Origin of the sequence: Clostridium saccharoperbutylacetonicum N1-4(HMT) (assembly GCF_000340885.1) — a bacterium.
Classification (GTDB): Bacteria; Bacillota; Clostridia; order Clostridiales; family Clostridiaceae; genus Clostridium; species Clostridium saccharoperbutylacetonicum.
Map to the genome: position 1 here is coordinate 1,144,039 of NC_020291.1, position 25,497 is coordinate 1,169,535.

The following is a 25,497-nucleotide window of genomic DNA, read 5'->3' on the forward strand; positions in this document are numbered from 1 at the left end:
TTTAGACACTTGCAGAAATGTAAGTGTCTATTATTCTTTACAAAAAATTTGAAAAAAGGTAGGTATTATATGGATGAAATGATTAGAGCTGCATTAAGTCAAGGATTAGGGTATGGAATGTTTGCATGTTTATTAGTATATGTACTTAGGACAACAGGAATAAGAGAAGCAAATTATCAAAATTTATTGGATAAAATGACAGATAAATTCAATATTGTTGAGGATATCAAGGAAGATGTAAAAGAAATTAAAAGAGAGATAGAAAGGAAGTAATGTAAAAATGATAAAAATGATTTTAAAATTATTAGTTGAAGTATTAGGTAAAAAATTAATAAAAGCTGGCTTAGAAGAAGAGTTATTAAGAAATCAGAAGTATATTACTGCAGCTAAAATGATATGGAATGTTGTTGAGGAAAACTTTAGGATTACTGAAACTATTGAAGAGAAGATTTTAAGTAAAGCTGATGCATTTGATCAAAAACTACTTGCTAAATTTCCAGAGTTAACTCAAAATGATGTCACAGAATTAAGACAAGCAGTTGCAGGAGAGATAAATGAAGGTAAAGAGGTAGTATTAAATCAAGTAGATGCACTTAAACAACTGCAGGACAATAATACTAAATTAGCAGCTGAAAATGAAAGTTTAAAAGATCAATTAAGCAAGGTTCAGGCACTAGTTGCAGCAAATTAATAAAAAAAACAAAATAAATACCAGGAATATTAAGTGATAAAAATAGGATGAAAAGTTAGAAATAAAGCCATTCTTATTTTTATCACTTTTAAATTTTAAGAAAGAAGTGATGGAAATGATAATTGGATTAAGAGCAGGACATAGCGATAATTGCACAGGAGCTATAGGAATTGTTGATGAGCATATGCAAATGAAAAAGTATTATGAAGCAGTTAAAGCAGTATTCGAGAAATATGGACATACAGTAATAGATTGTAATTCAAATGCAGGTACTCAAAATGGAGAATTAAGTGAAGGTGCTGAGAAATGTAATTCAGCTAATTGTGATTTATTTATTTCATTACATATGAATTGCTATAATGGATCAGCACATGGAACAGAAGTATTAGTTTCAAGTGATGCAAGTACAGCATATCCATATGCGCAAAGATTAGTCAATAATTTTGCTGAATTAGGTTTTTATAATCGTGGAGTCAAATTTGAAAAGCTTTATGAAATGAATCATATCAGATGTGGAAATTTGATTTCTGAGATTTGCTTTTGTGATTCGAAGGATGATATAGATATTTATAATAAATATTCCTGGGATGATCTTGCACATGTTTTGTGTAATGCAATAGATTCTGAAATTCCAAAATATTTTGATGAAAAAATTAATGCATCAACTAAAAAAGGATATATAGTTACAACTTATTTACCAAATGGTAATAATGGAGATGGAAGCTTTCAAGGGGTGGATCTTAATTATGTATTAAATTATTTTCAGGGCATAAAGTGTTATGCCAGAGGAAATGAAAAAGGAGTTTGGATAGAGAGCCAATATTTAGATATGGATAAATGCTTAGAATTAAAAGAAACACTAGGAAGTTGGTTTTATGCTATAAACTAGCTAGAACTATTACTATATTTATTATAAATACTTAAAAAGAAAAGCAATTGTGTGGATTAGTTGAATTCTAATAACAATTGCTTTTTAACGGCTTTATAAATATTTTTCAACTAATTCTTTTAGAAGTGTGCCATGTCCATATTCATCTTCAGCAGCAGCTTTTACAGCTTGGGCAGCTTCCTCAAAACCTAATTTATGTATTTCATTAGATAATTCCTTTATTTGTTCGCTGGCAGAAATTTCACCATTAGCCATTGAACTTAATGTTTCTGATAAATTTTCATTTGTGTGACCATTTAATGCAGCGTACAGACCTCCATGTCGTGCTTCATCAGCAGCAATTTTCATTAATGACTCTGATAATTCCAATAATCCTTTTTCTTTAGCAACTATAGCAAAAGCATGATAAGCAGCTGCAGCCATTGCTTCACCTTTCCACATTTCATCAATTTTTTTTTCTAAATCAGTACCCTTAGTCAATCCAATTAAACTCATAAGTCAACCTCCTAATAATATTCGATAAGTGATAATGTAAAATCAAATTTGATTAAATTTAATTTGATACAATTAAAGTAACATATTAAAATAAAAATGTCAACATATTATAAAGTACTCTTTTATAACAAATCACATACAGAAATGATGATAAGTTTGTCAAAATTGTTTTTAATTTTACAATATAGTTTTTTTTATTGCAATTTATTGACAAAAAACTTAAATAATATAAAATTAGTATATAAACTTTAAAGGAGGATAAATAATGCTAAAAATGATTAAAAGTAAGAACAATGGAAATTATTCCATGAAAAGTAAAAAAACCATTGCGAATATATGGTTTATTACAATTATTGTTTTAACTATGATGAGTATGGCTCTATTATCAGGATGCAGTGATGATAAGAAATCAGATAATTCTAAAGAAACTGCAAATACATCAAGTGAAAGTGCTGATACAAATGTTAAACAAGATGATAAAAAAGAAGAGCCTAAGAAAGAAGAAACTAAAAAAGAAGATACTAAAATAACATATGAAAATTTCATGAATATAAAAATGGGACAATCGTATGATGAGGTAAAAGCCTTGCTTGGAGATGGTAAAGAATCATCATCAAGTGATGATGGTGGAATAAGAACAATAATGTATCAATGGCAAGGTTCTGGAATAGGAAATATAAGTATAACATTTCAAAATGGTGCTGCGACAATAAAGGCTCAAGCATTTTTAAAAGATTATGATGCTAAAATAACAATGGATAAATATAATCAAATACAAAATGGTATGACTTACGAGCAAGTTAAAGGAATTTTGGGGGATGGAGAATTATCTACAGAAACTAAAATAATGGATTCAGATGCTAAATTATATTCATATATTAATAAAGATGGTTCAATTGCTACATTTAACTTTAGTGATGATAAGTTAGATACAAAATCACAATATGAGTTAAAATAAATTAAAAGATTATCAGAATATAAGAAATATTAAATTTAGTGCTAAACATGTAATAAAACCAAGATAAATAAAATGAACCCTATAGGATGGACAACATAAAAAATCTATCTTATAGGGTATTTTTATATAAATTATATAACAAGGATAATAGTTAATGTTCCGGATTCATTAACTATTTTTTTGATAAAAATTAGCAATGAACAGCTAAGTTTTCAAAGTAATCCTCATGAAAATATTTTGTATCGAGTCTAAAAAAATCAGCCAATATAATAGAGTTTTTTCTAGAAGGAAACAACTCGCCACGCTCATATTTAGAAATACTTGATTTATTAATACCAGTAAGAAGTGATAATTCTTTTTGAGTTAAATTATTTAACTTCCTAAACCTAATCAAATTTTCAGCAATTGAATTCGTTGGCAGCTCGTTAAATTCATCTTTTAAATCAACTCTTAAAATGCACTTATCTAAAATCGCTTTTTCATGTACCGAGCATTTAAGGGAGGTACTGGCGACTATGTAGCACTTTTTGAACCAACAGCTTCTGCTCTTGTAAAGGAAGGCACAGGAGCAATACTAGCATCAGTTGGTGAAGAATCTGGGGAGATTCCTTACACTTGTTTCTTTTCTACAAAATCTTATATGACAAAAAATCCAAAGGTAATTGAAGGTTTTACAAAGGCTATTTATAAAGGTCAAGAGTGGTTCTTTGCTCATAGCACAGAAGAAGTAGCTGACGGTATAATTAAATATTTTCCAGGAACTGATAAAGCTACTATTATGACTGTCATTGATAATTACAAGAAGATAGATGCTATAGCACATACACCACAAATCAAAGAAGAAAATTTAAATAGACTTATGGATATAATATCGGATTATGATAAGAGTTTACTTCCTGCCAGACCAGAATTCTCCAAGATAGTTGATAACTCTTATGCTGAAAAAGCAGTTAAATAGAAATCACATAAAGACTAAAAGGTGGTGATTTTATATGAATTTGCTAAGAGTTACAGATATATCTATGAATTATCATTCTCTTAAAGGAGAAACTCAAGCCCTTAAGAATATTAATTTTGAAGTAAATAATGGAGAATTTATTTCTATACTAGGACCATCAGGATGTGGAAAATCGACTTTGCTCAATATAATGAGTGGTTTATTAGAGCCTTCTCAAGGGGATGTTTTATATAAAGGAGAGTCTATAAAGAAGAACTTAGATAAAATAGGGTATATGTTTCAAAAGGATCATCTTTTTGAATGGAATACAGTTTGGGAAAATGTAATTCTTGGGTTAAAAATAAAGAAACAGTTAACAAATGAAGCTAAGAATAGAGTAAATGAATTACTAGATGCCTATGGTTTAGTAAGATTTAAAAATCACTATCCAAGTGAGTTATCTGGAGGAATGCGTCAAAGGGTTGCACTCATAAGAACTTTAGCTTTGAATCCTGAAATATTATTTTTAGATGAACCATTTTCAGCTTTGGATTATCAATCTAGACTTTTGGTATGTGATGATGTATATAAGATAATAAAATCTGAAAAAAAGACAGCGATTATGGTAACCCATGACATAGCTGAAGCTATATCCTTATCAGAAAAGGTAATAGTATTATCCCAAAGACCATCAAAAGTAAAAGTTGAAGTTCCAATTTATTTTAACAATGCTGATTTAACTCCATTTCAAAAGAGGAGAGAGCCAAAATTTACAGATTATTTTAATAGGCTATGGAAGGAGTTGAATCATACAAGTGTTTAAGAAGAATAATATAAACAAGATTTCTAAGGAACATGAAGTCTATTTGGAAAAAGTGCGAAAAACCAAGAAAGAAATAACTTTTATCAGAGTTATGATTTTATTTGTTTTTATTGCTTTATGGCAAATAGCAGCTGACTTTAAATGGATTGATCCTTTTTTGACTTCCAGTCCAAGTAGAGTAGTCAATTCTTTTATTGGATTATATAAGGATGGAAGTTTATTTAAGCATATAGGTGTTACCTGCTATGAAACTATTTTAGGTTTTTCTTTGGGAACAATTTTAGGAGTGCTTGCAGCCATAGTATTATGGTGGTCTCCTAAGTTGTCAAAAATATTAGATCCTTATTTAGTTGTTTTAAATGCACTTCCTAAAGTTGCTCTAGCTCCAATTATTATTTTCTGGATTGGAAATGGTATGCCAGCTATAATAGTTATTGCACTTTTGATATCTGTAATAACAACAATTATAAGTGTATTGACAGGCTTTAGTGAAATTGATAAAGAAAAAATTATGCTCATGAATACATTTAGAGCTTCTAAGATACAAATATTACGGTATTTGATATTTCCATATTCCATTCCGATTTTTATAGCAGCTTTAAAAATAAATGTCGGCTTATCTTGGGTTGGTGTAATAATGGGAGAATTTTTAGTTGCTAGAAATGGTTTGGGCTTTTTGATAGTATATGGAGGACAAGTTGCCCAGTTAGATATGGTTATGATGAGTATAGTTATTCTTTCTGTAATTGCTTTTATCATGTATGAGGTTGTTGCAATAATAGAAAATAAACTTGCTAAAGATAGAAGCTAGATGTATTTGCAATAGAATTCTATATCTATAAATTGACAACTAAACCTCAAAAAATATATAGATAAAATTCTATATTAACTAGACTTATAAGTAATTTATTTTACACAAGTCTAGTTTTTTCTTTTTGAAGGCTTTATTTTTTAAGGAAAAATGGGTAATATATGTATTGGAATAATAAAAATACTTATAATATAAGTAGATTTTGTAGTTAAGATAAAATTTTCGTAAAACAAAGGAGGAAAATATGAAAAAACTAAAGGAATATGGAATTATAACAATAGGTGTAGCACTTGTAGTAGTAGCATTTGAGTTCTTTTTCTTTCCTAATAAAATAGCCTCTGGTGGAGTGTCTGGACTAGCACTAGTAATAAATAATATTTTAGGATTTGATACAGGACTTGTTATGATAGTATGTAATGTTATATTGTTTATATTGGCATTTACCCTCATTGGAGGTAATTTTGGAATAAAGAGCATGTATGCAGCTTTTGCATTATCTTTTGCATTAGCAATATTAGAAAAGGTTTATACACCGATAGCTTTTACAAATAATTTAATGCTAGCTTCAATATTTGGAAGCGTACTTTTAGCATTAGGTACAGCAATTATGCTTACTCAAGATGCAACAACTGGCGGAACAAGTATTATAGCAAAAATTTTAAATAAATACTTGAATATAGATTTTGGGAAAAGTCTTTTAATATCCGACTCTGTTGTAGTTTTACTTGCTATGTACACTTTTGGAACTGAACTAGCATTGTTTGGTTTATTAAGCATATATCTAACAGGAAATCTAATTGATAAATTTATAGATGGACTTAATGTATCAAAGCAAGTAATGGTATTTACAGAACATGAAAAACTTATTTCTGATTTTATAATTAACGATATAGACAAAGGGTGTACTGTATTTTATGGAAAAGGTGGTTATACTGGGAATGAAAATTGTGTTATATTGACTATTTTAAAAAGAGGTCAATTTATTAAATTAAAACAATTTATGAGTATTAACGATCCAGAAGCCTTTATTACAGTCAATGAAACCAGTGAAGTTTTAGGAAAAGGGTTCAAAAGTTTAGATAATTAATAAGTAATAAATTAAAACATCTAAAAGAAGAATACTATAAAATAGGGTTAGCAATATTTACTTGTTGAATATCAGAATAAAAGCAAATTATAATTAAATATAGTTATATTAAACTTTTTAACAAAGGATTATTACAGCAAATAATAAGAAGTGCGGGAGACGTGTAAAGATGGCTTATGACGATGAATTGCTTATAACTTATGGATTAGGATATGCTTTTGAGAAAAGTAAATTGTTAATTGTTTCAGAGATTGAAGAAAAAACTGTATTAAAAAAAGAAATAGATATTATTGAAGAGATAAATATTATTAATAAATTTAAAGAAAATTTGAATAAAAAATGTACTTTGAATTCTTCTAAAAATTATATTAGAGATATTGAAGACGCTTTGGAAGAGAAATTATCGAAGATTATACCAATAATTATTTCAATTAAAGGAAAAGATCAAAAAAGACAAGATTATCTTATGGAAGAGTACATAAAAAGTGATTTGATTCAATTAAGATTGAAAAAAGAAGGATATATACAGAAAGATTCAACTTTAGTAAAAAAATATATAGATAATTGTTCAGGAGAGTTAGAAAATAATAGCGAGAATGCAAGTGAAAAAATATTATCATACAATAAGATTATTCTAAAAATTATTTTAACTACTAACTTTGGAAGTGAATTTTATAAATTTTTAAGTGAACGTGGACAAGTAGTGATTTTAAATAATGAAGAGAAGTTAATAGGGGAAGAATTAGAATATGAAAATATAAATAATTATTTAATCAAGAATGAATATAAAAATCTTGATTTTTTAAACCTGTTATTATTTCTAGAAACTTGGCAGAAAAAATATTTTGAATGGGATGGAAATTATACAAGCTTAATGTTTTCAATAAATAGGAACGGGAAAAGATATCATGGTCCTAAGTCTGAAATAAAAGACTATGTAATAGCTTTTTTGAAAGAAAAGCGATATCTATATTTTCCTTTTGGAAGATATGATATAAATAATATGTTTATTACATTGAATGATGAAAGATATTGCAATAGTAAAGAAAGTGAGAGTAGTAAAAGAAATTGCGTAGTTTTAGAAAAAAAAGAATCTAAGCTGTATCAAATCACTGTTTCTGATTTTAAGCGAATTGATTTAGAAAAAGATATGGAGTTAGGATATTTGCTATCATATAAAAATGATGAGGTATATATATCTTTAGTAATGTATGATAAAAAAAATGGACAAGTATTAAATATAAGTGATTTTGAAAATTTTAGAGAGGAAATGATTTGCGCGTTAGAAAAACATTTCATAGTAGAAGGGTGAAATTTCAATAGACAATTGCCAATCATCAATGCTCAATCATTTCATGAACATTGATAATTGGCAATTATTAATTACTATCTTTTTTTCTTTTTCTTCTTTACTGAATATCCAAAAGTACCCAAAGGTTTTGCATTTAAACCATAATATTCTCCATGGCTATAGCAGATAAGATTTGCTCTATTAAAGCATATCTTACCATTTGGATCTAGTAAATCTTCATCTACTTTAATGTTTAATACTTCAAATAAGAATAAATCATGAGTCCCTAAAGGGGTAATTGATTTTAATTTACATTCTAAAGCTATTGGAGATTTTTGTAGTGAAGGTGTAGAAATGGAATCTCCTTTATTAAGCTGTAGACCAAAATGTTTGATTTTATCTTCTTTTTTACCAGAACGCACACCACAGTAATCAACTATTTTAACCATTTCTCTGGTTGGTAAATTAATAACACATTCGCCACTTTCTTTGATATATTCATGTGATAATCTTTCAGGCCTTATTCCCATAGCAATAATAGGTTCTTTAGTACAGACTGTGCTAACCCATCCTACTGTAAATACATTAACTTTATCAGCATTGTTTTTAGAGGTAACTAATACTACAGGGGTAGGATTAAGCATTACACTTCCTTTAAAATTGATTTTATTCATATGTAATTACTCCTTCAAAAAAGGCATCCTCAAAATAGCTAGGAGCTTAAATATCAACCTATATATTAAGAGATGCCTAAATAAATTCTATAAATAATTTTAATATCTTCTTCTACGTGATCTATTTGAATAACTTCTTTTTCTACGTTTTGCATTTGAAGCCATAGCTTTAATAAGAAGAATTAAGGTAATAATAATAATTAATACTACTAGTGATGCAATATATATTATAAGGTTATCCTTAAGTATTGCACTAAGTGTAATATCGACTGAGCCAGTAACTTCTTCAGAATAGTGTCTTGTACTATAAGTTAACTTTATGTTTTTATTAGAAAGTAAACTCCATGCACTAGAATTAGTTCCATCAAAAGTTATTTTAGATTCAGCATCATTAATTGCATTTTTATAGTAATTTACATCTTGAGTTAATTTAACAGGTACAGAAATAGTTTTTGTAGGTCCAAATAAAATAAATGGTTTATAACTTACATCAGCTGTTCCAACATCATCACCTTTAGTTTTATAAACTGATTTAGTAGCTGCGTAGCTATAATTCATTATAGCATCCATATCATTAAATTTTGTCATATCAGCATTGTCAATTTGTCTACTCTTTAATACAACACCTACGATTTTTCTGCCATCTCTTTCATAAACTGTAGCTAAACATCCGCCAGCGGGAACAGTAGTACCAGTTTTTCCGGCAAGATTACCATTTTTTCCAAGAGTTAGATTTCTGTTTTCTAAAATAATTTTAGAATTTTTTAAAGTAATAGGAGCTTTATCAAGTTCCATTGTACTTTTTACCCAGTCATTTTCAAAGGCTGCCTTTAATATTAATGATAAGTCATAAGCAGTTGTATAGTGATTATCATTGTGTAAGCCATTAGGTGTAATAAAATTACTGTTATTAGCTCCAAGATCCTTTGCCTTTTTATTCATCATATCAGCAAAAGCAGTAGAATCACCTGCAACATTATCTGCAATTACATAAGCTGTGTCATTACCTGAAAACAGTAATAGCCCTTTCATGATATCATCAGCAGTTACTGTATCACCAGGTTGCATGGTGTTGTGCATATAATTAAGATTTAAAGAATATTCAGGCTGCTTTTTTGCCGATTCAGTATATTCAAGCTGATCAGTAGGTTTTTTATTTTCAGATAGTAATAAAGCTGTTAAAAGTTTTGTAGTACTAGCTGGATATCTTTTACTGTCAGCATCTTTACAATAAATTATTTCACCTGTGTCATAGTCAAAGGTTAAAGCTGCTTCTCCTTTTATTTCAGGTAAGCCATCTGCGTTAGTTTCAGTTTTTGCTTCTGAAGTAGTATTAGTTGAAGCCTCGGTTTTTGCTTTTGGGGCAGTTTTTGAGGTGGCTTCAGTTTTCTGTTTTGAATTGTTGTTCACAGCATAACTTGCTATAGCAAAGGGACTAAACAAAGAAAGTGAAACAGTCAATATAAGTGTTTTTAAAATTAAATTTTTTTTCAAGTATAATCTCTCCAATTCCATTTAGGCACAATTAAAGATAATCTCTTTAAACATGCCATTGTTTATTAAAACATTTTTAGTATAACATTTATGTAATGTTATAACAATGAAAGTAACACTAAATATTAAGTGTAAAATTTAACTATATAGTATAAAATTTGATTTATTTTAATTTTTCTATAATGGATTTTTTTGCCATAATCTCAAATTCGTCATTCAAGGAATCTAATTGTATATCTTGACCATACTTATTTTTTAAAGCTAACATTAATAGCCTGTCAGCAAATTCTGGATTTTTAGATAAGAAAGAGCCGTGAAAATATGATCCAAAAGTGTTTTTATAGATGCAGCCTTCCTGTCCATCTTCTCCATTATTACCATAACCATGGATGCATTTCCCAAGTGGTGTATGGTTATTTATATAAGTCCGCCCTGAATGATTTTCAAAACCTACATAGGTTTCATTGAAGTTTTCATTATATATTTCAGTATTTCCAATGAATCTAGTATCTCCACCTTCAGTATAAAGATCTAAAATTCCAAGTCCATCTATCTTTTCACCATTTGGAGCCGTGTAGTATTTACCTAATAATTGATATCCACCGCAGATAGCAAGAAGAACCTTTCCTTCTTCAATATAATCTATCATAGCTTCCTTTTTTACTTCATTTAAATCTTTTGATACGATAGATTGTTCATAATCTTGGCCTCCACCAAAGAAAATAATATCTACAGTTTCTTTATCAATATTTTCACCTAGCGAGGAGTTTATTATATTCACATCAATTCCTCTAAGAGCCGCTCTATGCTTTAAAATGAGTACATTACCCAAATCACCATATACGTTCAATAAATCAGGATATAAATGACAAATAGTCAATTCCATATTTTTAACCTCCGTAGTTTACCATAACTTATTAATATAACCTTTTGAATGAAGGTATTTTCTATAATTAATCATCGCAGTATAAGTTGCAAGAATATATATTTTTTTAGAAGCCGATTCTTTTATTTTTTCAGTTAGTTCTTCATAATCTTCCTTTAAAATAAACTTATCAACATTTAAACCTGCAACTTTTAGTCTTACAGCCATGTCGTACATTCTAAGGCCAGAAACAAAAATATCTTCTAGTTTTAATGTGGAAATTTTTTCGAAGTCCACATCCCATATCCAAGATACATCTCGTCCATCAGCATAATTATCATTTAGCATAAATACTGCAGAAAATTCACTTTGATTAAGTGCAAGTGTATCCAATGCCTGATTATATCCAGCAGGATTTTTTACTAATATAATTTGAATATCTTTATTGTCAATTTTTATTTGTTCTTGTCTTCCAAAACTTGAGCTTTGTTTTTGAAGAGAATTTTTAATTATTGAATCATCAATACCAAGCTCTTTAGAAATTGAATAAGCACATAAGGCATTATAAATATTATAAGCTCCTGATTGACTTATAAAAATTTCTGTATCATTTATTAAGACTGATGAATTCTCAGTAGTTAAATCAAAAATTTTATTTACAGCATAGCTAAGTTCAGGACGCTTATATCCACATTCAGGACAATAAAAATCGCCTAGATGGTTATATGTAACTAAATTATAGGAATAGGGTGTTTTGCAAAATTTGCAAAATTTAGCATCCGCATTAATATCTAAAGAAGTATCTTCTTTAATTGGAGTATTAAATCCATAATATACAGATGGATTTTTAACATCTAATTTGCCAAGCAAAGATTCATCACCGTTTAAAACAAGCTTAGTTTCTGGAATATTAGTTATACCTTCTAAAATTTTAACTAGAGTTGTGTACACTTCACCATATCTATCTAATTGATCTCTAAATAAATTGGTTACAGTTATTATTTCAGGAGTTAAATGCTTTGTAATAAACTTTACATTGGCTTCATCAACTTCTATTATAGCGTAAGGATTACTTTTCTTTTTAAAAAATGAATAATTTGAAACAAAACATGCTACAATACCAGGATATAAGTTAGCACCAGTATTATTAGTAATAACATTAAAGTTGTTTTCCTTTAAGATATTATAAATCATACTAGTAGTTGTTGTTTTACCATTTGTTCCAGTTACCAAAATAACCTTATATCCTTTACTAACAGTCTTCAAAATCGATTTATCAATTTTTAATGCAATTTTTCCAGGAAAGTTACTTCCACCTTTTACAATATGCTTTGCAGCAAAAGCAGTAATTTTAGATAATAATATGCTTAAAATAGATTTAATATTTATCGTACTCACCGTCCAATTCTAGTCATATAGTAAAAATGATTAACATAATATGAAAAAGTTAATCATTTTTATATCATTAAACAATAAAATAATCACAATAAGTATAGCACAAAATTTGATAACTACGAGAGTTTTTTTAAAATTCAATAAATAATACTTGGATATAATTGGAATTTATCCAGGAAATTATAACAATTGGCTTACAGTTAGGTCTAGACAATTGTTTTATTAGTAATTATGCCATATAATTAAGGTAATAAAGAATTTTACGAGGTGTTATTATGATCAAGGTAACAGTTAACATAAATGGCATGAATTATATTTTAACAGGGGAAAAAGATGAAAAATATTTGCTAGGGGTAGCAAATTATGTTGATACAAGAATTAAAGAAATAATTTCTAAAAAGGCTGGCTTTAGTTCGACAGCAGCAGCAGTCTTGGCTGCTGTAAATATTGCAGATGAGCTTTATGATTGTGATTTAGAATTAGATAATTCAGTAAAAGTTAAAGAAAATTTAGAAGCAGAAATTAAAGAAATTAAGCAAGAACTTGAACAAGTAAGGCTCAATATAGAGACAATTGATAAAGAAAAGTCGAGTATTCAAAGTGAGTTTGACAAGAAAGAGCAAGAATTAAACACTAGATATAAAGACCAAGAGGCAACTTATAAGTCATTAAAGGATATAATAGATAATTTAAAAGTAGAAAATGACAAACTTAAAAATCAAAATAAATTGGTAAATGAGGAATTAAAAAAGAACAGAAATATAAATGAAGCATTAAGTAAAGAACTTGCTGAAATCAAAGAAAAAAATAAGTTTATTTATAAAAAAGCAGATGATGCAAAGAATAAAGAACATAGATTAGAGAAACAACTACAGCAAGCAAATGAACAAGTGAGAAATTTAACAAATCAAATTGCCAATGTAAATGCTGAAAAAGAGAAAATCAATAAAGAGTTAATAGAAACAAGTGATAATAACTTACACTTAACTAAAGAAATAGAAAGATTCACTTCAATTAATAGTAATTTAGATAGTGAAGTTTTAGAATTAAAGAAAAGTAAGGAAACTCTTGAAGTTGATTATAACAATACTTATGAAGAGTTGAAAAAAGTTAAAGCAAATTTACAAGCAGAAATTGCTAGTAAGGAATTAGTAAATAAGGATTATGGTTTATGTAAAATAAACTTAGATAAACTAAATGGAGAGTATACTAAATGTATCAATGAATTAACTGAATGTAAGAAAAATTTAGATAATAAAATTAATGAATACACTATGTTAAAGAATAGGGCTAGGGAAGAACGAGAAATATTAAATAATAAGGTGGCAGAATTATTATTAAGTGAAGAAGAATTGAAGAATGATTTAAAAAGCGAAAAAGAAAATATTATTGAATTAAATAATAAAATAGAAATAAGTAAAATTGAAAATGATAAAATTAAAAAAGAATTAAATGATTTGATTGAAGAATCAGATAGGGAAATAAAAGAAGGTAAAAATAAAATAAATAATATTACAAAAGAAAATGAAGATTTAGTTAACCAAATTAATTTATTAAGTGAAGAAAAGGATGTATTGGCAACAGAAATTAATAAATTAAAAGTAGAGCAAGAAGACTTACATATTGAGATAAAAAACATGAGAGATGTTAATGATGGATTATCACAAGAAATAGAAAAAACTGACAAACAAAAACAAATTTTAGAGGAAGAACTTGAAGTTACAAGAAGCAATAATGAAAAATTAAAATATGAATTAAAAGTAACTCAAGAAGAAAGTGAAAAGCAGCTTAATACAAAAATTCAAGAAATAGAAGACTTGCGAAAAGTGATAGAGGCTGCAGAGCATGAATTAAGAAGAATTAAAGAAGAATTAGGAGGAAAGGAAAGATTAGTAGAGCGTTTAGAAAAAGAGCTTGAAGATAAAGAATGGATTTTCTTAAAATTAAAGAGAGAAATAGAAGCTAAGCAAAAGGAATTAGATAATAGTAAGAACAATATTGAAGAGTTACAAGAAAAAGTTTCAAATTTGGCTAGTGAAAAAGAAACGTTAGCTAATGAAAATGAAAAATTTACACAAGAGTCTAGAGGTTTTCAACATAGACTATTTGAATTACAATCTGAAATAATAAATAAAGATATAGAAATTGCTAAAATTAAAAAAATGCAAGTAGGACCTGTTGTTAACAAGAAAAGATAGTGCAAAGGAGAAATATGAACAAGATTGAATTATTAGCTCCAGCGGGAAGTATGGAGAGTTTAATTGCAGCCATTAACAATGGTGCTGATGCAATATATTTAGGGGGGAATAAGTTCTCTGCGAGAGCTTATGCCTCTAATTTTGATAATGAAACTATGCAAAAAGCAGTGGATTATGCGCATAGTTATAATGTTAAAGTGTATGTTACTATGAACACGCTTTTAAAACAAAATGAATTAAGGGAAGCTCTAAAATATGTAGGATACCTATATGAAATTGGAGTAGATGCATTAATAATTCAGGATGTAGGCTTAATTAGTTTAATTAGAGATGTGTATCCTGAATTTGAACTTCACGCGTCAACTCAAATGACAATTCACAATGCTGAAGGTGCCTTATATTTTATAGAAAAAGGCATGCAGAGAATTGTTTTATCTAGAGAATTAACTTTAGATGAAATTAAGTACATATCGAAGGATTTAAATATTGAAACTGAAATATTTGTGCATGGCGCTTTATGCGTATGTTATTCAGGTCAGTGCTTAATGAGTTCTATGATAGGTGGCAGAAGCGGAAATAGAGGAAGATGTGCTCAGCCATGTAGAATGCAATATACACTTCAAGGTGAAACTTTAGGAGAAAGAAAGGGCTATCTCTTAAGTCCTAAAGATACATGTTTAGTTGAAGATATAGATTCAATTATTAAAAGTGGTACTGCATCTTTAAAGGTTGAAGGAAGAATGAAAAAACCAGAATATGTAGCTGGTGTAACTAGAAATTATAGAAGAGCAATTGATAAGGTAATAGTAAATACAAAATTTGATTTACATAAAGGCAGAAATGAATTAGCTCAATTATTTAATAGAGAAGGATTTGCTAAAGCATATTTATATAAAAATGTAGGTAAGGATATGATGAGCTATAATTATCCTAAAAATACTGGAGTTTTTATAGGACAGGTTACAAATAGTGGAGAAGTAATATTGGAAGAAAATGTTGGATTAGGCGATGGAATTCGTTTTTTAGATGATGGGTTTACCTTAAGTAAAATCTTAAAAAATAATCAAGAAGTAAAAGAAGCTTTTATAGGCGATAAGGTTAAGTTGTTTCCGACTGGCGGCTACAAAAAAGGCTATAAATTATATAAAATGTCTGATAAAAGATTATATGATGAGTTAAAAGAAGATTTAAAGCCTTACAAGAAAAAAATAAATCTAGTAGGAGAAATTGAATTTAAGGTTAATGCACCACTTTGCATTAAAACAAAATTTAATAATAAGGAATACAAGGTTTATGGAGAGATAGTAGAACCCGCTGAAAATAAGCCTTTAACAAGAGAAAGAGTTGAGGAAGCTTTAAAGAAATCTGGAGATATTCCTTACAAGTTTGATAAAGTGTTCTTTGATGTTTTCGATGATGGATTTATAAGAATTGCTTCAATTAATAATTTAAGAAGAGATTTATTTGATAAAATCTTAAAAGAAGTTAGTGGATATAGGAGAAGAAGAAATGAAGAAGTTCCTAAAGCTAAGAATATAAAATCTGCTGAGGAATTAGGATATATTTATAGCTGCATTACAAAAGAGCAGTTGAGGGCGTTAGTAGAAGAAGAAACAGTTAAAAATATAGCCTTAAATGTATTTTTTAGTAGAAAAAATACAGCTTTGAATAAAGAAGATTTAAAGAATTTATATGAGCAAGGAATCGAAAATAAAAACATATATTTAAATGTACCTAATATAATCAAAGGTGAGTTTAATTATATTGTTAAGATAATTGATGAATTAACACCTTATATAAAAGGAATAATAACTTCTAATGCAGGAATAATTAAACTTTTTAAAGATAAACTATTTATAATAGGCGATTATAAACTAAATATATTCAATAAGGAAGCAGCTGAATTTTATGCTGAAGATGTAGATATTTCTTCTGTAAGCTTAGAATTAAATAGAAAAGAAATAAAAGAACTAATGAAAGATATTAATTGTAAGGTTGCTGTGAATATTTATGGGAAAACAGAGCTTATGGTTAGTGAATATTGCCCAATAGGCAGTACTTTTGGTAATAAATCTGCTAAAAAGGAATGCAGTAAATCATGTATGAAAGATACCTTTACATTAATAGATAGAATGAACGAAAGTTTTAGTGTTTTAGCAGATAATAGCTGTAGAAGTTATATTTTAAATTCATTAGCTACAAATTTAATTGAAGAAGTAGAAGAACTTAAATCTTTTAATATTTCAAGTTTTAGAGTAGATTTTAAGGATGAATGTTATGAAGAAGTTAAGGAAATTTTAAATCAAATTTCTAATAAGAAGAAAAATGAAAATGTAAAATATACAAAAGGCCACTATAGAAGAGGCGTTGAATAACAGTTTACAATTTACAGTGTACAGTTTGCAGTTGGGGAGTAAAATATTTTGAATAACTGTGAACTGTAAACTGACAACTGTAAACTGACATAAGGGTGTGTTGTAAATGAATGAAAGATCTCTAAGAGTATTAGAGTTTAATAAAATAAAAGAAAAAATAAAAAAATATGCAAGAACAAATGCTGGAAAAGACTTGGTAGACAAACTTGAACCGTATAATAATTTGTATGAAATAAATAATAAGTTAGAAGATACAAATGAAGCTTTGGAAATTTTGATTTCTAAAGGGAATCCACCTTTAGAAGGACTTGCTGATACTCATGAAGGAATTGAAAGAGCTAAAAAAGGTGGAACTTTAAGCCCAGAGCAATTATTAAGAATTGGTGGAATGCTTAGAGCTTCTAGAACTATGAAGGAATTCTTTAAGAGAGATGAAGTAGAAAGGTCATATCCAAGACTTGAAGATTTAGCATATATTTTAGTGCCAGTAAAAACGTTGGAAGAAGAGATTGAAAGAGCTATAGTTTCAGAAGATGAGATTAGTGATAAGGCAAGTCAAACTTTATACAACATAAGAAGAAGTCTTAAAGAAAAGAATTCTTCTGTGAGGGAGAAAATAAGCTCTATAGTAAAAAGTAATTCAAAATATTTGCAGGATGACTTATACACTATGAGAGGTGACAGGTATGTAATACCTGTAAAATCGGAATATAAAAGCCAAGTTCCCGGACTTGTTCATGATCAGAGTTCAACAGGGGCGACTTTTTTTATTGAACCTATGAGCTTAGTAAATTTGAATAATGAAATAAGAGAATTAGTTCTTAAAGAAAAAGCTGAAATTGAAAGAATACTTTCAGAACTTTCTTCAAAGGTCAAACTTAATGGGGAACAATGTTTAAGCAATTTAAAGGTATTAATTGAATTTGACTTCATATTTGCAAAAGCAAAATATGCATCGGCGTTAAATGCTATAAAGCCAATAGTTACTGAGGATGGAACTTTTAGCATCTTATCAGGAAGACATCCATTAATTGCTGGGGATAAAGTGGTACCATCGGATGTTTATCTAGGAAAAGAATTTACAACTTTAATGATAACAGGACCAAACACGGGTGGTAAAACTGTTACTATAAAGACTGTTGGATTACTTCATATAATGGGATTAAGTGGACTTTTAATTCCAGCTAGAGATAATTCATCAATAGCATTTTTTACAGAGGTTTTTGCTGATATAGGAGATGAACAAAGTATTGAGCAAAGTTTATCTACATTCTCATCTCATATGACTAATATAGTTGAAATTATGAAGCATGTTGATGATAAATCGTTAGTATTATTCGATGAACTTGGTGCTGGTACAGATCCAACTGAAGGGGCTGCATTAGCTGTATCAATATTGGAGACCTTGAAAAATAGAGGGGCAAAACTGATAGCAACTACTCACTATAGCGAACTTAAGGCATATGCAATAAAAACTGAAGGTGTAGAAAATGCTTCAGTGGAATTTGATATAGAAACCTTAAGACCAACCTATAGACTTTTAATTGGAGTGCCTGGAAAGTCTAATGCTTTTGAAATATCCAAGAGATTAGGTCTTGTTGAAGGTGTAATAAAAAGAGCAAAAGAATATATTTCAGAAGAAAATCTTCAATTTGAAAATTTGATTAGAGAACTTCAGGAAAAAAGTATTGTTGCTAAACAAGAAGCAAGAGAAGCAAAGATAATTAAAAAAGAAGCAGAAGAACTTAAGAAAAAGTATGAGGAAAAGCTTGAAAAACTTGATAATACAAGAGAAAAAGCTTATATGGATGCAAGACGTGAAGCAAAAGAAATAATTTCAGAAGCTAAAGATGAAGCTGATGAAATTTTAAAAGCCATGAGAGAGCTTGAAAAGCTTGGAATATCAGGTGGTGGAAGACATAGACTTGAAGAAGAACGTAAAAAACTTAAGGCGAATTTAGAAGAAAGAGAAAAAGGCATTCACAATACAAAGGAAAATGAAGGTGAAGCTATAACTAAGGTTACTTTGGGAATGGAAGCTTTGCTGCCATCATTAAATCAAAAAGTAATTATTATTTCTATGCCAGATAATAAGGGTGAAGTTCAAGTTGAAGCTGGAATTATGAAAATTAATGTTAAACTTAGTGATTTAAGAAAAACAAAAGCTACTAAAGAAGAAAAAGTCAGAAGGAAAAGAGAAGTAAAATTAAATTTAAGTAGTGTTGAGTCAAGAGTAGATTTAAGAGGACTAGATGCAGAAGAAGCTTGTTATAAGGCAGATAAATATTTAGACGATGCCTACATGGCTAATTTAGGAGAAGTAACAATAGTTCATGGTAAAGGTACAGGAATTTTGAGAAAAGCCATAAATGATATGCTAAAAAGACATCCTCATGTGAAAGCTTATAGACTTGGTGCATATGGTGAAGGCGGAGATGGAGTAACAATGGTAGAGCTAAAAGCCTAATCCAATTAACAGTTAATAGTATGCAATTAGAAACATAAACGTTTATGTGAAATTTTGTTTTTAACTGCAAACTGTAAACTGTAAACTGTAAACTGAATTAGAGGTGGTTTTATGTATATAATAAGTGCATGCTTATGCGGTGTGAATTGTAGATATAATGGAAAAAGTGGATCAAATGAAAGATGCTTAAAGTTATTTAGAGAAGGTAAAGCTGTTCTAGTATGCCCAGAGCAGTTAGGTGGATTACCTACGCCTAGAAATCCTGTTGAATTAGATAATACAGCAAGTCAAATAATAGAAGGCAACGGAAAAGCTATTAGTAATAAGGGTGAAGATGTAACTGAAAAGTTTCTAAATGGAGCATATGAAACCTTAAAAATAGCAAAAGAACTTGGAGCTACTAAGGCTATATTGAAGGAAGGAAGTCCTTCTTGTGGAGCTAATTTTGTACATGATGGTACATTTACTGGAAATAGAATTAATGGCAAAGGTATAACTGCTAAAATACTTGAAAATGAAGGTATAACAGTATTTTCAGACGAAGATTTAGAGATTAATAATAGTAAATTGGTATATCTTAATGAATTTGATAGAGAAAAGGCTAAGAAAAGACGTCTTTTTGAATTAGAGGAAGAAGATGATGAGGAGGAAGAATATTTTGATTTAACTGAAAACCTAACAGATATGTCAGAATTACCTCCAAAGGTTGAAGAAAATGTGAAGAAGCTTATGATTTCATTGGCCCGTGATTTAATGGGCTTTGAAGAACTGGATGAAATTGCTGAAGCAACAGGATTGAGTATCGAAGAAGTAGAAGAAATACTTAATGAAGAAGAATAATACAATAGACTTAGAATAGTATTTGCATAATAAAAGAGAAATATAAAAGTGAAAGCTTGTAAATTATAATGAGTTAATAATCTACAAGCTTTCATTTTGTTTGAAGAATAACTAACTAATCATCGTCATCATCATCATTAACGTCAATAGTTTCTGGAGATATTGACGACCTTGAAATATTTGAATTATTAGTTTCAAGCATGTCTTCAGTGTCAGAAGCAGGTGATTTTGAAGAAGAAATATCAATTAAGAGTTCTTCACTATTATTCCCAGTATTTGCATTATTACGGTTCTTTTCATTGTGCATATAATCACTCCTTAGATAATTTCTAGAAATATTAAAGCAGTTAAGTAATTAATTATTAGTATTTGAAGTTAAAGCCATATTAATGCATGGAATATAAGGTTAATTTTCAAATAAGCATTCTCCATTTGATTTAATTACATTTTTATACCAGTAAAATGATTTTTTAGGTATACGCTTGAAAGTTCCATTTCCATAATCATCACAATCAACATAAATAAAACCATAGCGCTTAGACATTTGTTTAGTTGATTCTGAGACAATATCTATGCATCCCCAAGAGGTATAACCTAAACATTCAACCCCATCATATTCAATGGCATCTAGCATGCTTTTAAAGTGAGAATTAAAATAATCAATACGGTATTGATCATCAATAGTTCCATCTGTGTTAACCTCGTCTCTGGCACCAAGTCCGTTTTCTACAATAAATAAAGGCTTACGGTAACGATCATATAAATCTACCATAGAGATCCTAAGTCCAATTGGGTCTATCTGCCATCCCCAGGCGCTAGATGGTAAATAAGGATTTTTTATTGCCGTAATTGTATTTCCAGCAGATATATCTAAACCTTCTGTTGATGCAGCTGTGCAAGAAGACATATAGTATGAAAATGAAACAAAATCTACAGGATAATTCCTCATAATTTCATCATCACCAGGTTCTTTTTTTATTATAATCCCATTATTTTTAAATCTCGCAAGCAGATATGAAGGGTATTCTCCAAATACTTGAGTATCACTATAGCAATAAGTAGCACGCATATCCTGTTGTGCCTTTAAAACATCTTCAGGTTTGCAGGTATATGGATAATAAGTTAATTTTGTAAGCATACAACCCACTTTTGCTTCTGGAATTATTTCATGACATATTTTTGTTGCTAATGCACTAGCTATAAATTGATGATGCATTGCTTGAAAGATTACCTGTTCCCAGTTCATTCCTGGAAACCTATCTTCAATTAATCCCCCAGTAGTATAAGGATGTCTTATCATTGAATCAATTTCATTAAAAGTTAGCCAATATTTAACTTTATCTTTATATCTCGTGCAAATAGTTGTTACATATTTTTCGAAAAACCCTACCAATTCTCTTGAATACCATCCATTATAGTTCAAAACTAAATTTATTGGTGGTTCATAATGGGACATAGTAACTAGTGGCTCTATTCCATACTTTAAACATTCATCAAAGACATTATCATAGAATTGAAGTCCTTCCTCATTTGGTTCTATATCGTCACCATTTGGGAAAATTCTAGACCAAGCAATGGACATTCGATATACTTTAAAGCCCATTTCTGCAAAAAGCTTAATATCTTCTTTATAGTGATGATAGAAATCTGAGCCATGGCGCTTAGGGTATAAAGATTCATCATCTGTTTTTAAAGCTTCTTCTATATCTTTACTTGTAACAGTATTATGTTTTTTGTAATTGGTTACATCAACATCTAAATGGTGACGTGCGCAATCTGAAACACTGATACCTTTTCCACCATCTTTCCAGCCACCTTCAACTTGATTGGCAGCAGTAGCACCACCCCATAAAAATCCTTCGGGAAATCTTCTTATCGTCATAGTTATGCCTCCGTTGTTTTAATATATTATTAGATTTTTTTATATTTTGCTTATTTGTTTAATGTAAAGTTTTACCTATGTATATATTAATTATATACAGTCTTTAGTTTCATAAGCAATAAATATTTCTATTAGGTTGTATAAATAGTTTATTAAATATATAATAATAAAATCTAAATAATAGATTTGACTAAAGCATTAAAAGGACGTGAGATGAGGAATGGATTCTAGAAAAATAAACATAATGATAGCATTATTGGTTGCAATGTTTTTAGGAGCAATTGAGGGAACTGTTGTTACAACAGCTATTCCAACAATCGTGAAGGAATTACAAGGGTTTGAAATTATTAGTTCAGTTTTCTCAGTATACTTATTAACTTCTGCAATTTCAACGCCTATATATGGAAAATTATCAGATTTATATGGAAGAAAGAATATACTTTCAATTGGAATAATAATATTTTTAATAGGTAGTTTTCTATGTGGATTATCACAAAATATGTATATGCTAATCATATGTCGTGCAATTCAAGGAATTGGTGCAGGGGCAATATTCACAGTAACCTATACAATTATTGGAGATGTGTTTACAATAGAAGAAAGGCCTAAAATTCAGGGGATAATAAGTGCTGTTTGGGGAATAGCGAGTCTTGCAGGTCCATTTATAGGTGGAATTCTAATAGACATACTATCTTGGCATTGGATATTCTTTATCAACATTCCCTTTGGAATAGTATCGGTGATATTAATTCAAAGAAATTTAAATGAATCTTTTGAAAAGAAAAAACACAAAATAGATTTTGCAGGAATAATAACTTTATCAGCTGCAATGCTTGTTTTTCTTAATATTTTTATGTCAACTGAAAACACAAATACTACTTCAAACAAATTTATAGTAATATCATTGGTAATAACAATAGTTTTATTAATGTTATTTTATAAAATAGAAGAAAAAGCAGAGGAACCAATTGTTCCTTTTGATATTTTTACAAAATCGAGTACAATTGTTAATTTAGTAAGCCTTTTAGATTCAACTATTTTAATAGGCGCTAATGTATATATGCCGATATATATACAAAATGTACTTGGATTTAGTCCTGAGATATCGGGATTAGCTCTTGCTCCAATGTCAGCATCATGGCTTATTGCTTCAGTATTTTTAGGAAAAATGATAATGAAGCATGGCGGGAAAGCTGTAATAGTAATGTCAAATATAATTCTATTTATTAGTACCGTTTTACTTATTACATTGGATATAAAATCTTCATTAGTAATAGTGTTAGTATATGTATTTATAATGGGCTTTGGATTTGGAGGTGCCTTCACTACGTTAACTATAATAGTACAAGAGTCTGTAGAGTTTAATCAAAGAGGAGTAGCAATGTCTACTAATTCACTACTTAGAACATTGGGGCAAACAATAGGCGTAAGTATTTTTGGAAGTATATTTAATTTATATATAGTTAAATACTTTGTTAAATTGGGAATAAATGGAGTAGAACCAAGTGATTTATATAAAGCTTCTTCAGGAAATGCTATTTTAACAAGTGAACAGATTAGTCTTTCTTTGAATAGTTCACTTCATGTACTTTTTATAATATTTGTAGTTATATGTATAGTAGCTTCAGCTTTATCAGTATTAATGCCTAAAATGATAGAAAGTTATGAAAAAAGGTAAATTTAATTTATTAGTAAATAATATAAAATGAAATCATAATAAATTACATAAAAGAAAAGCTTAACTAAAAAAATAGTTGAGCTTTTCTTTTTGATTAAAGTTGATATTAGTATTTGTAATTAAAATGACATCTGATTTTTAAAATTCATAGCAAAGATAACTTAAATTTCCTAATTGATAGTCCCTATAAATAATTTTAGGAGACAGATTAGGACTGCTACCTAAAGTTATAAATAATGGTACAAGATGGTCTTGAGTTGGAGCTGCTAAATTGGCGTGAGGTGCTGAATTTCTGTAATCATAAAGAGCTTTAAAATCGTTAGTTTCAATTTTATTAATTAACCAATCATCAAATTCTTGTGCCCATGGGTCAGTATCTGAACTATCCCAGTTTACAAGTCTTAAATTGTGTACAGTATTTCCACTGCCAATAATTAAAATATCTTCTTGACTAAGGTCTTTGAGAGCAGCACCAATTCTAATTTGCTCCTCAACAGATAACGTACAGTTTATTGAAACTTGGATAACAGGTATATCAGCATTAGGATAAAGGTGTTGCAAAACTGTCCAAGTACCGTGATCTAATCCTCTTGCTGAATCTAGTTTTGTTTGAATTCCGGAAGCTATTAACTTATTCTGAATAGTCAAGGCAAGTGAACTAGAACCTTTAGCAGGATATTTAATTTGATATAACTCTTTTGGAAATCCGTAAAAATCATACATAGTGTCATATATAGAATCAATGGAAGAAATAGTGATTTTTTCGGTAGTCCAATGAGAAGTAAAGACAACTATAGCTTTTGGATTAATAGAATGTCCAAGATTATTTAGAAACTTTGTATATACACTTTTTTCAATTGCCATCATAGGTGATCCATGAGCTAAGAATAAAGGTTTAATCATATAAACTCCTCCTTTTATTGTATGTTAATAAATAATTTTTTGAATCAATAATACTTATCAAAGGATAACTATTATTTGTATGATAACATAAAATATTTATAAATGTAATACCTTTAAAGTAAAAAAATAATAATATTAATAGAAAATATTTTTATAAAAAATTATATTATATGGTTGACAAAACAATTAATTTTAAATATAATTAATTTGACTCAATTAAATTTGTAAAAATTAAAAGGGGGAGTGAGTATGGATAAATATAATAGCATAAAATTAGAAAATCAATTATGTTTCCCAATTTACGCACTATCAAGGGAAATAATAAAATTATATAAACCGTTTCTTGATAAATTTAATCTTACCTATACGCAATATGTTACTATGCTTGTTATGTGGGAAGATGAAAAAATAACATTTAAGAATCTAGGGAAAAAGCTTCATTTAGACTCAGGAACACTTACTCCAGTTTTAAAAAAGTTAGAGTCTGCTAATTTAATAATAAAGTATAGAACAAAAGAAGATGATAGAGTTGTTGTAGTTGAACTGACTGAGGAAGGAAGAAAACTTAAAGATGATATACTTGAAGTTCCTCAAAATATGTTTTGTAAGTTACAAATGAGTGGAGCAGATGCATTAGAACTTAAAAATAGATTAAATGATGTTCTTAAAATATTTGATAATTAAATGATTTTAAGAACATTTAATTAAAATAAATGATTGAGTAAAATTTAATTTTGCAAAACT

Annotated in this window: 23 protein-coding genes and 1 pseudogene; 15 read left to right on the forward strand and 9 right to left on the reverse strand. The window is 28.7% G+C overall.

Annotated elements, in window-relative coordinates; translation table 11 throughout:
* The first annotated feature begins 69 nt into the window (after positions 1–69).
* The 3 genes from CSPA_RS05045 to CSPA_RS05055 all read left to right on the forward strand — a co-directional run bounded on the left by CSPA_RS05045 (position 70) and on the right by CSPA_RS05055 (position 1,580).
* On the forward strand, positions 70–273 hold the full coding sequence (locus tag CSPA_RS05045) for a BhlA/UviB family holin-like peptide (protein WP_015391133.1): 204 nt from the start codon (positions 70–72) through the stop codon (positions 271–273).
* A 7-nt stretch (positions 274–280) separates the two neighbouring features.
* Positions 281–691 carry a hypothetical protein gene (locus CSPA_RS05050; protein ID WP_015391134.1) on the forward strand — a complete coding sequence of 137 codons (411 nt, stop codon included), beginning with the start codon at positions 281–283 and terminating at the stop codon, positions 689–691.
* Between the two features lie 115 nt (positions 692–806).
* Positions 807–1,580, forward strand: coding sequence for an N-acetylmuramoyl-L-alanine amidase (locus CSPA_RS05055; RefSeq protein WP_015391135.1), 774 nt, complete (start codon positions 807–809; stop codon positions 1,578–1,580).
* A gap of 93 nt (positions 1,581–1,673) precedes the next feature.
* Here CSPA_RS05055 and CSPA_RS05060 read toward each other — a convergent pair whose 3' ends face one another.
* Entirely contained in the window at positions 1,674–2,075 is a 402-nt protein-coding gene (locus CSPA_RS05060) for a ferritin family protein (protein ID WP_015391136.1), read from the reverse strand.
* Between the two features lie 265 nt (positions 2,076–2,340).
* On the opposite strand from CSPA_RS05060, the gene CSPA_RS05065 reads away from it, so the two are divergent.
* The gene (locus CSPA_RS05065; RefSeq protein ID WP_015391137.1) at positions 2,341–3,033 is read left to right on the forward strand and encodes a DUF3862 domain-containing protein; all 693 of its coding nucleotides are present in this window, start codon (positions 2,341–2,343) and stop codon (positions 3,031–3,033) included.
* A gap of 190 nt (positions 3,034–3,223) precedes the next feature.
* On the opposite strand, the gene CSPA_RS30955 is transcribed toward CSPA_RS05065, so the two are convergent.
* Positions 3,224–3,427 (reverse strand): helix-turn-helix domain-containing protein, encoded by a 204-nt coding sequence (locus CSPA_RS30955; RefSeq protein WP_035281098.1) that lies wholly within the window; start codon positions 3,425–3,427, stop codon positions 3,224–3,226.
* A 96-nt stretch (positions 3,428–3,523) separates the two neighbouring features.
* Here CSPA_RS30955 and CSPA_RS05075 point away from each other — a divergent pair.
* The 5 genes and pseudogenes from CSPA_RS05075 to CSPA_RS05095 all read left to right on the forward strand — a co-directional run.
* Positions 3,524–3,991 (forward strand): annotated as a pseudogene (locus CSPA_RS05075) (ABC transporter substrate-binding protein); the annotation flags it as partial.
* Between the two features lie 34 nt (positions 3,992–4,025).
* Entirely contained in the window at positions 4,026–4,793 is a 768-nt protein-coding gene (locus CSPA_RS05080; protein ID WP_015391139.1) for an ABC transporter ATP-binding protein, read from the forward strand.
* A gap of 19 nt (positions 4,794–4,812) precedes the next feature.
* Entirely contained in the window at positions 4,813–5,604 is a 792-nt protein-coding gene (locus CSPA_RS05085) for an ABC transporter permease (protein WP_026106443.1), read from the forward strand.
* A 244-nt stretch (positions 5,605–5,848) separates the two neighbouring features.
* Entirely contained in the window at positions 5,849–6,691 is an 843-nt protein-coding gene (locus CSPA_RS05090; protein ID WP_015391141.1) for a YitT family protein, read from the forward strand.
* A gap of 169 nt (positions 6,692–6,860) precedes the next feature.
* Entirely contained in the window at positions 6,861–8,003 is a 1,143-nt protein-coding gene (locus CSPA_RS05095) for a hypothetical protein (RefSeq protein ID WP_015391142.1), read from the forward strand.
* 74 nt (positions 8,004–8,077) lie between these two features.
* On the opposite strand, the gene CSPA_RS05100 is transcribed toward CSPA_RS05095, so the two are convergent.
* From CSPA_RS05100 to CSPA_RS05115, 4 genes are all read right to left on the reverse strand, one after another.
* Positions 8,078–8,656, reverse strand: coding sequence for a flavin reductase family protein (locus CSPA_RS05100; RefSeq protein WP_015391143.1), 579 nt, complete (start codon positions 8,654–8,656; stop codon positions 8,078–8,080).
* 99 nt (positions 8,657–8,755) lie between these two features.
* On the reverse strand, positions 8,756–10,150 hold the full coding sequence (locus CSPA_RS05105) for a D-alanyl-D-alanine carboxypeptidase family protein (protein ID WP_015391144.1): 1,395 nt from the start codon (positions 10,148–10,150) through the stop codon (positions 8,756–8,758).
* 163 nt (positions 10,151–10,313) lie between these two features.
* On the reverse strand, positions 10,314–11,036 hold the full coding sequence (locus CSPA_RS05110) for a type 1 glutamine amidotransferase (RefSeq protein ID WP_015391145.1): 723 nt from the start codon (positions 11,034–11,036) through the stop codon (positions 10,314–10,316).
* An 18-nt stretch (positions 11,037–11,054) separates the two neighbouring features.
* Positions 11,055–12,413, reverse strand: coding sequence for a Mur ligase family protein (locus tag CSPA_RS05115; protein WP_015391146.1), 1,359 nt, complete (start codon positions 12,411–12,413; stop codon positions 11,055–11,057).
* A gap of 272 nt (positions 12,414–12,685) precedes the next feature.
* Between CSPA_RS05115 and zapA the strand changes: the two genes are divergently transcribed.
* The 4 genes from zapA (at position 12,686) to CSPA_RS05135 (ending at position 20,290) form a co-directional block, all read left to right on the forward strand.
* A complete protein-coding gene (gene zapA / locus CSPA_RS05120) occupies positions 12,686–14,608 on the forward strand; it encodes a cell division protein ZapA (RefSeq protein ID WP_015391147.1) in 1,923 nt (640 codons plus the stop codon).
* A 14-nt stretch (positions 14,609–14,622) separates the two neighbouring features.
* Positions 14,623–16,983, forward strand: coding sequence for a U32 family peptidase (locus CSPA_RS05125; RefSeq protein ID WP_015391148.1), 2,361 nt, complete (start codon positions 14,623–14,625; stop codon positions 16,981–16,983).
* Positions 16,984–17,089: 106 nt separating this feature from the next.
* On the forward strand, positions 17,090–19,450 hold the full coding sequence (locus tag CSPA_RS05130; RefSeq protein ID WP_015391149.1) for an endonuclease MutS2: 2,361 nt from the start codon (positions 17,090–17,092) through the stop codon (positions 19,448–19,450).
* Positions 19,451–19,561: 111 nt separating this feature from the next.
* The gene (locus CSPA_RS05135; RefSeq protein ID WP_015391150.1) at positions 19,562–20,290 is read left to right on the forward strand and encodes a 2-thiouracil desulfurase family protein; all 729 of its coding nucleotides are present in this window, start codon (positions 19,562–19,564) and stop codon (positions 20,288–20,290) included.
* A 115-nt stretch (positions 20,291–20,405) separates the two neighbouring features.
* Here CSPA_RS05135 and CSPA_RS05140 read toward each other — a convergent pair whose 3' ends face one another.
* Positions 20,406–20,597, reverse strand: coding sequence for a hypothetical protein (locus CSPA_RS05140; RefSeq protein WP_015391151.1), 192 nt, complete (start codon positions 20,595–20,597; stop codon positions 20,406–20,408).
* Between the two features lie 99 nt (positions 20,598–20,696).
* A complete protein-coding gene (locus CSPA_RS05145) occupies positions 20,697–22,172 on the reverse strand; it encodes a glycoside hydrolase family 1 protein (protein ID WP_015391152.1) in 1,476 nt (491 codons plus the stop codon).
* A gap of 220 nt (positions 22,173–22,392) precedes the next feature.
* On the opposite strand from CSPA_RS05145, the gene CSPA_RS05150 reads away from it, so the two are divergent.
* The gene (locus tag CSPA_RS05150; RefSeq protein ID WP_015391153.1) at positions 22,393–23,850 is read left to right on the forward strand and encodes an MDR family MFS transporter; all 1,458 of its coding nucleotides are present in this window, start codon (positions 22,393–22,395) and stop codon (positions 23,848–23,850) included.
* Positions 23,851–23,988: 138 nt separating this feature from the next.
* On the opposite strand, the gene CSPA_RS05155 is transcribed toward CSPA_RS05150, so the two are convergent.
* A complete protein-coding gene (locus tag CSPA_RS05155; protein WP_015391154.1) occupies positions 23,989–24,753 on the reverse strand; it encodes a DODA-type extradiol aromatic ring-opening family dioxygenase in 765 nt (254 codons plus the stop codon).
* Positions 24,754–25,002: 249 nt separating this feature from the next.
* Between CSPA_RS05155 and CSPA_RS05160 the strand changes: the two genes are divergently transcribed.
* On the forward strand, positions 25,003–25,437 hold the full coding sequence (locus tag CSPA_RS05160; protein ID WP_015391155.1) for a MarR family winged helix-turn-helix transcriptional regulator: 435 nt from the start codon (positions 25,003–25,005) through the stop codon (positions 25,435–25,437).
* The last annotated feature ends 60 nt before the right edge of the window (positions 25,438–25,497 follow it).